We start from the raw sequence: 7345 nt of genomic DNA, 5'->3' as shown, positions 1-7345 counted from the left end.
TGAGGTTCTCCATCGTCGCCGCCCTGGCGGGGGTCGACGACGCCGAGTTCGCCACGATCCGCGACGCCGTCGAGGTGTCCGACTCGACGCTGTCCAAGCAGGTCGCGGTGCTCGAGAAGGCCGGGTACGTCAAAGTCCGCAAAGGGTACGTGGGCAAGCGACCCCGGACCTGGTTGGCGCTCAGTCGCGAGGGGCGCAGGGCCTACGGGTCACACCTGGAGGCGCTCCGCGCGATCGCCGGCGGCTGACACACGCGGGCGCCTCTGCCCTCGTGCGTCCCGCCCGGGTGCGCCCCGCTCAGCCCCGCCAGGGCGCGATCGGGTTGCCCTGCCAGCGGGTGCCCGGGGGGATGCGGTCGCCGCGCATGACGAGCGACGCCGGGCCCACGGTGGAGCCGTCGCCGATCGAGGACGCCGGGAGGGTCACACAGTGGCAGCCCAGGGTCGCGCCGTCGGCCATGTCCACCCGGTCGATCTGCATGATGCGGTCGTGGAACAGGTGGGTCTGCACCACGCAGCCGCGGTTGACGGTGACGGCATCGCCCAGGGAGACCAGGTCGGCCTCGGGGAGCCAGTAGGACTCGCACCACACACCCCGGCCGATGCGCGACCCGAGCAGCCGCAGCATGACGGTGAGGATCGGGGTGCCGGAGGCGGGGCGGGCCATCCAGGGCGCGGCCAGGAGTTCGACGAACGAGTCGGCGACCTCGTTGCGCCACACGAAGGAGGACCACAGGGGCTGTTCGCCCGCGCGGATCCTGCCCACCAGGAGCCACTTGGCCAGCACCGAGACGAACAGGGCCACGAGTCCGGCGTACGCGAGGGTGACCCCGGAGGCCAGCGCCGCGACGCCGAAACCCCATTCCCGGTGGATCTCCTGCATCACGACCAGGACGCTGACCAGCAGCAGGAACGAGAGCCACACGGGGACCAGGCGCAGGGTCTCCCAGGCGCCGCGGGCCACCTTGAGGCGCCGGGGCGGCTGGTAGGTGCGCACATCGCTCTCGCCGTCGGTCACGGCCCTGGGCAATTTCTGCGGCGGTGAACCGAGCCACGAGGTGCCCTTCTTGGCCTTCTGCGGCGCGGAGGACAGCACGGCGACCAGCCCGCGCGCGGGGACCTTGCGGCCGGCGGACGCGATTCCGGAGTTGCCCAGGAACGCGCGCTTGCCGACCTGCGCCTGCTCCAACCGCATCCAGCCCGATCCCAGTTCGTACGGCGCGACCATCGTGTCGTCGGCGAGGAACGCCCCGTCCCGGACGGTGGTGAGCGAGGGGATGAGCAGGACGGTCGAGGCCTCCACGTCCTTGCCGATCCGCGCGCCCAGCGCCCGGAGCCACATCGGGGTGAGCATCGAGGCGTAGAGCGGGTACAGCCAGTTCCGCGAGGCGTCCATGATGCGCTCGCTGCACCAGGCCTGCCACGCGATGCGCGAGTGAACCGGGTGGAACCCCTCCTCGAGGCCCACCGAGAGCGCGCGGACCGACACCAGCGTGAGCGCGGCGAACAACGCGAGCGCGAGCAGCGTCCCGGGGACGGACCACAGGGTGGTACTCAGGAACAGCTGGCCGGGGGTCGTGGCGTCGCGCGCCCCCCGGGCCACCACCGCGAGTCCGGCGGCCAGGGCGAGTAGCGGCATCGCGCCGAGGGCCACCGCCGAGAGCTGGTAGATCACGCTCCACACGCGATTGCGGGGTGCGGGTTCGGCCGGCCAGCTCGAGCCCCGCTTGCCCCGCTTGAGGGCGGGTGAGCCCGCGTAACGCTTCCCGGCCTTGACGGTGCCCACCACGGCGGACCCGATCTCCACGTGCGCGCCGCTGCCGACCACCGCGCCGGGCAGCAGTGTGGACCGGGCTCCCACCACCGCGTTCTCGCCGATCGCCACGGCTCCGATGTGCAGGACGTCGCCGTCGATCCAGTGCCCGGCCAGGTCGACCTCGGGCTCGATGGAGGCCCCGTCGCCCACGGTAAGCAGCCCGGTGACGGGGGGCAGGGTGTGCATGTCCACGCCGTGGCCGACCTTGGCGCCGAGAAGGCGCGCGAACGGTGTGAGCCAGCCGGCGCCCTCGAGGTTGGCGACGCCGGAGGCCTCGACCAGCCGTTCGGCCGCCCAGAGGCGAAGGTGGACCGAGCCGCCCCGCGGATAGGTGCCCGGGGTGACCCCAGCCATGAGGACCCGGCAGAGGAGCCCCGTCACCACCGTGCGGCCCGCGGGCAACAGCAGCAACACCGCGAGGATCCCGAGCACCCACCACGAGACCGGGCGCGCCCAGGGGATTCCCACGGAGGCGGCGACGTTGTTGGCGATCCCCAGCCAGGTCAGCCACTGCAGCCCCGTGACCGTCAGCAGAGGAAGGGTCGCCAGGACCTGCACCACCTGCGCACCGCGGCCGACCGGTCTGACGTGTCGCGGTTCCACCGTGGCCACCGGCTCGAGCTCGTCGAGGTATCCCGCGAAGTCGCCCAGGCGCGGGCGGTCGTAGATGTCCCCCACGGTGACGCCGGGAAAGCGCTCCCGGACCGCCACCACCACGTGGGCGGCGGCGAGCGAGCCCCCTCCCAGTGCGAAGAAGTCCTCGTCCACCCCGGAGACGTCGGCACCGAGGGCCGAGGACCACAGTTCGGCCACCCACGCGTCGGTGCCGTCCAGCTCGGTCTCGGCGGCCGAGGTCTGCGCGAGGGGCCACGGCAGGGCCGCGCGATCGACCTTCCCCGACGTGCGGGTGGGCAACTCGTCGACGAGGGTCAGCCGGGGGACCACACCGGCCGGCAGGCGGTCGCGCAGGATCCCGGCGGCGTCGGCGAGGTCGAAGCCCACGGGGTCGTCGGCCACGAGGTAGGCCACCAGCACGGACTGGCCCGCGTCGGTCTTCTTGACCGCGGCGGCTCCCGCGCTCACTCCGGGCAGGGCGGAGACGGCGGTGTCGACCTCGCCCAGCTCGAGTCGGCGTCCACCGATCTTGACCTGGTCGTCCACGCGGCCGGTGAAGTACAGGCCGTCGGCCTCGAGGCGCACGACGTCGCCGGACCGGTAGGCGCGCTCCCACCCGAGGGTCTCCATGGGCGCGTACTTCTCGGCGTCCTTGTCCGGGTCGAGGTATCGGGCCAGTCCGACGCCACCGATCACCAGCTCGCCGGACTCGCCGTAGCCGACAGGCAGTCCCGTGGCGTCGACCACGGCCAGGTCCCATCCGTCCAGCGGCAGGCCGATCGAGACCTCACCCCTGCCGTCCAGCTGCGCCGCGCACGCCACCACGGTGGCCTCGGTCGGCCCGTAGGTGTTCCAGACCTCCCGGCCGTCTCCCGCGAGTCGCGCGGCGAGCTCGGGCGGGCAGGCCTCGCCGCCGAGGATCACCAGGCGGATGTCGGCGAGCATCTCCTCCGGCCATATCGAGGCCAGGGTCGGGACGGTGGAGATCACCGTGATCCCGCGGTCGCGCAGCCACGGGCCCAGGTCGAGCCCGGACTTGACGATCGACCGGGGCGCGGGCACCAGGCACGCCCCGTGTGCCCAGGCCAACCACATCTCCTCGCAGGAGGCGTCGAACGCCACGGACAACCCCGCCAGCACCCGGTCGCCCGGGCCGAGCGGGGCGCCGGTGAGGAAGATCCGCGATTCGGCGTCCACGAACGCGGCCGCGCTGCGGTGGGTCACCGCCACACCCTTCGGCAGGCCGGTGGTGCCGGAGGTGAAGATGATCCAGCAGTCGTCGTCGACGGTGGGGGCCCGGTGTCGCGACGGGTCGGCCGGACGTCCGGGGTCGGTGACCCGCATCCCCTGGGCGGTGTAGACGGCCGCCACCTGCGCCTGCCCGAACACCAGCTCGGCGCGGTCGGCCGGATCGTCCACGTCCACGGGGACGTACGCCGCCCCGGCGGCGAGGGTCGACAGGATCGCCAGGTACAACTCGACGCCGCCGGAGGGCATGTGGATGCCCACCCGGTCGCCCGCCCCGACCCCCTGCTGCTGCATCCAGCGTGCCGAGGTGTGGATCTCCTCCCACACCTCGCGGTAGCTCAACACGCGCGCTCCGTCGTCGAGGCACGGGGCGTCCGGGTGACCCTGGGCCGCGGAGCCCAGAACGTCCAGCAATGTCCGGGGGCTCGGGGCCTGTGAGCTGCGAAGATACTGCTCAGGGATGGTGTGCACGTGCGGATGGTATCCCGGTCGGGTGAACTTCCCCCCACAGCGTGGGTGGAACTGGTTCTATTAACTCATGTCAGAATCTCTCCAGGGCAAGACCGTCGTGATCGTGGGAGCGGGGCCCGGTTTCGGGCGGACCCTCGCCCTGCGGGCAGCCGAACAGGGGGCGACCGTCGTCGTGGCCGCCCGCACCGCCTCCCGGCTCGACGGGATCGTCGACGAGGTCCGTGCCGCCGGTGGCACCGCGATCGCCGCCGCGGTGGACGCCACGGAGGCCGACTCCGTGCGGGCGTTGCGCGAGACCGTCGCCCAGCACACCGATGCGGTCCACGGCCTGGTCTACAGCGCGTTCGCCGTACCCAGCATGAAGCCGCTGGCCCAGACCGACCACGAGCAGATCTCGCGGGGGATCGACCTCTCGGTCCTCGGCGCGCTCCGCACCACTCAGGAGTTCACCCCGTTGCTCGAGGCGGGCGCGGAGACCCCGGATGCGGAGCAGATCGACGCCGCGCCCGCGAGCAGCTCCGTGGTGATGATGGCCTCGGCCGTCATCCATCATTCCCGCGAGCGCTACGCCGGCTACAAGATCGCCAAGACGGCCCTCGTCGCGCTGGGGCATTCCCTGGCCACAGAGCTCGGACCGCGTGGGATCCGCGTCAACACCGTGGCGCCCGGGTACATCTACGGCGAGACCCTCAAGGGGTACTTCGAACACCTGGCGGGCAAGTACGGCGGGACCGTGGAGGACGTCTACGCCCACACCGCCGAGAAGATGGACCTGCGCCGCCTGCCCGGCGAGCGCGAGATCGTCGACCCGGTGGTGTTCCTGCTCTCGGACGCCGCGTCGGCGATCACCGGCCAGACCCTCACCGTGGACTGCGGCGAGTTCCACACCTGAGGCGAGTTCCACACCTGAGTCCGCGCCCGCTCCCGCGTCCCCACCCCGAGGCGCGGTTCAGGGTCGGATTCGGGGTCCGTCCCGGATGTGGTGGACGCTGCGGGGGAGGAGACTGGAGGTCATCGGGGAGAGGTCCCCGGCCACCAATTTCCGACGACGACGAGGTGACACGTCATGACCTACCCTTCTGACTCCCAGCCCAAGCGACTGACCAGGTCCGAGGACCGCTGGATCGGGGGCGTGTGCGGCGGCCTGGCCGACTACTTCGGGCTGGACCCGGTGTTGGTCCGCGTCCTGTTCGTGGCATCGCTGCTGCTGCCCGGGCCGCAGGTGCTGCTGTACGTGATCCTGTGGTTCGTCATGCCTGACGTCCGCTCCTGAGGAGGTCATGGCAGGCTGAGCGCATGAGCACTCCAGACTCCTCAGTCGCGCCCGGTCAGTACTCCTCCGTCCGCATCGAGAAGGGAGTCCGGGACCCGTACGTCGCGCAGGTGACGCTGATCGGGCCCGGCCCCCACAACGGTATGGGGCCCGACTTCTGGGCGGAGATGCCCCGCGTGATGGCCGAACTCGACGCCGATCCGGACGTCCGCGCGGCCGTCATCGCAGGTGAGGGCCGCAACTTCTCCTACGGGTTGGATCTGATGGCGATGATGCCGCAGTTCATGGAGTTCCTGCCCCAGGACAAGACCCCGGACGCCTCTCGTAACGAGCGGATCCTGGACTTCGTGGAGAACATGCGCCGCGCCATCGACTCGGTGGCGTCGGCCAAGACCCCGACTGTCGCGGCGGTCCAGGGCCGCTGCATCGGGGGCGCCGTGGACCTGATCTCCGCGTGCGACGTCCGCCACGGTGCCGCCGATTCCTCCTACTCGATCCGCGAGGTCAAGGTGGGGATCGTGGCCGACATGGGGTCGCTCGCGCGGCTGCCCCACATCATCGGCCAGGGGCTGACCCGGGAGCTCGCCCTGACCGGACGGGACATCGACGCGGAGACCGCCCTGCGCTACGGGCTGGTCACCCACGTGGCCGAGGACGCCGCCGGCGTGTTGGACTCGGCGCACGCCACCGCCGCCGAGATCGCGGGCAACCCCCCGCTCGTCGTCCGCGGGACCCGCGAGGTGTTGAACCGCGGCATCGAGGGACAGATCTACGAGAACAACCGCTACGTGGCCACGTGGAACGCGGGCTTCCTCGCCTCCGCCGACATGATGGAGGCCATCTCGGCGACGCTGGAGAAGCGCGAGGCCAGGTTCACCGGCCGCTGAGTCCCGGCGCAGACCGCCCGGCACACCCGGCCTCCTGCATCGACAAGAGCGTTCCGCACACCCGCCTCTCGGGCGATGTGTGCGGAACGCTCTTCGCGTGGCCGTGGGACGGGGTGCGCGTGGCCGTGGGACGGGATGCGGCGGGCCGGGGTCAGCCGCGGTTGGGCTCGGCCTTCTCCTCGGGATGCGTGCCGTAGTTCTCGATCCCCTCGGCCACGAGCTTCTCGCCGTGGGCCTTGTCCCGCCACTCGCCGGGGGTGACGTGCTTGCCCGGCTCGAGGTCCTTGTAGTGGAGGAAGAAGTGCTCGATCGCCTTGAGCTCGTACTCCGGGACGTCGTTCACGTCCTGGATGTGCTCCCACCGCGGGTCCAGGGCCGGCACGCACAGCAGCTTGTCGTCGCCGCCGGCCTCGTCCGACATCGTGTAGACGCCCACGACGCGGGAGTTGACGATCACGCCGGGGTACACCGACTCGTCGAGCAGGACCAGCGCGTCGCACGGGTCGCCGTCGTCGGCCAGGGTGTGGTCGATGTAGCCGTAGTCGGCCGGGTAGCCCATCGAGGTGAACAGGAACCGGTCGAGGTAGATCTTCCCGGTCTCGTGGTGGATCTCGTACTTGTTGCGCGAGCCCTTGGGGATCTCGATGGTCACTTCGACGGACACTGGCGTACCTCGCTGATCGGCGTTCTCGGGACCCCGGACGCGCGCCCGGGAATTCGCGTCGAGTGTAGTAGGCCGGTGCGGCACCGGGGGCGCTCGTCGTCAGGTCGCCCGCTAGCGTGGGTGGTTGATGGCCGCTGCCCGGTCGGGTGCGGGGTGAGGCGAGTCCGGGAGGGTGGGGGTCGGTGACCGAACGGCGCGTGTGGCGGGGGCGGGGCCCGGCGTGGCGGATCGGGGTCGTCCTCGTCACCGTCGCGCTGCTGGTGGCGGGCCTCGTGGTGGCGGCACTCCTCACCGATGTCGAGGGGGAGCTGCGTGCCGGCCGGGACGTGTCCGCGTCCGCCTCGCCCCCGCCGTCGCCCGGACTCGTGGCCG

General features: G+C 71.6%; 6 protein-coding genes and 1 pseudogene. 5 read left to right on the top strand and 2 right to left on the bottom strand.

Going from position 1 to position 7345, the window contains the following annotated elements; translation table 11 throughout:
- On the top strand, positions 1–248 hold a 248-nt coding region (locus G6031_RS13790), incomplete at its 5' end, for a transcriptional regulator (protein WP_182653566.1).
- 49 nt (positions 249–297) lie between these two features.
- Here the strand turns inward: G6031_RS13790 and G6031_RS13785 are convergent.
- On the bottom strand, positions 298–4149 hold the full coding sequence (locus tag G6031_RS13785) for a Pls/PosA family non-ribosomal peptide synthetase (protein ID WP_182653565.1): 3852 nt from the start codon (positions 4147–4149) through the stop codon (positions 298–300).
- A gap of 67 nt (positions 4150–4216) precedes the next feature.
- Here G6031_RS13785 and G6031_RS13780 point away from each other — a divergent pair, with 67 nt between their 5' ends.
- The 3 genes from G6031_RS13780 to G6031_RS13770 all read left to right on the top strand — a co-directional run bounded on the left by G6031_RS13780 (position 4217) and on the right by G6031_RS13770 (position 6309).
- The gene (locus G6031_RS13780; RefSeq protein ID WP_179524462.1) at positions 4217–5041 is read left to right on the top strand and encodes an SDR family oxidoreductase; all 825 of its coding nucleotides are present in this window, start codon (positions 4217–4219) and stop codon (positions 5039–5041) included.
- A 174-nt stretch (positions 5042–5215) separates the two neighbouring features.
- Positions 5216–5422, top strand: coding sequence for a PspC domain-containing protein (locus G6031_RS13775; RefSeq protein ID WP_182653564.1), 207 nt, complete (start codon positions 5216–5218; stop codon positions 5420–5422).
- Between the two features lie 23 nt (positions 5423–5445).
- Positions 5446–6309: a crotonase/enoyl-CoA hydratase family protein gene (locus G6031_RS13770; RefSeq protein ID WP_182653563.1), complete on the top strand. Its 864-nt coding sequence runs from the start codon at positions 5446–5448 to the stop codon at positions 6307–6309.
- Between the two features lie 151 nt (positions 6310–6460).
- Here the strand turns inward: G6031_RS13770 and G6031_RS13765 are convergent, their stop codons facing one another.
- A complete protein-coding gene (locus G6031_RS13765; RefSeq protein ID WP_179524465.1) occupies positions 6461–6973 on the bottom strand; it encodes an inorganic diphosphatase in 513 nt (170 codons plus the stop codon).
- A 182-nt stretch (positions 6974–7155) separates the two neighbouring features.
- On the opposite strand from G6031_RS13765, the pseudogene G6031_RS13760 reads away from it, so the two are divergent.
- A pseudogene (locus G6031_RS13760) lies at positions 7156–7345 on the top strand (D-alanyl-D-alanine carboxypeptidase/D-alanyl-D-alanine-endopeptidase); the annotation flags it as partial.

It is taken from the genome of Dietzia sp. CQ4, assembly GCF_014145125.1.
Lineage (GTDB): Bacteria > Actinomycetota > Actinomycetes > Mycobacteriales > Mycobacteriaceae > Dietzia > Dietzia natronolimnaea.
Note: the sequence above shows the minus strand (reverse complement) of the source record. Positions and strands in the feature narration are given on the sequence as shown.

Excerpts from the sequence above, each read along its gene's own strand:
- G6031_RS13775 (WP_182653564.1), top strand. The coding sequence starts at position 5,216 with ATGACCTACCCTTCTGACTCCCAGCCCAAGCGACTGACCAGGTCCGAG.
- G6031_RS13780 (WP_179524462.1), top strand. The coding sequence starts at position 4,217 with ATGTCAGAATCTCTCCAGGGCAAGACCGTCGTGATCGTGGGAGCGGGG.
- G6031_RS13770 (WP_182653563.1), top strand. The coding sequence starts at position 5,446 with ATGAGCACTCCAGACTCCTCAGTCGCGCCCGGTCAGTACTCCTCCGTC.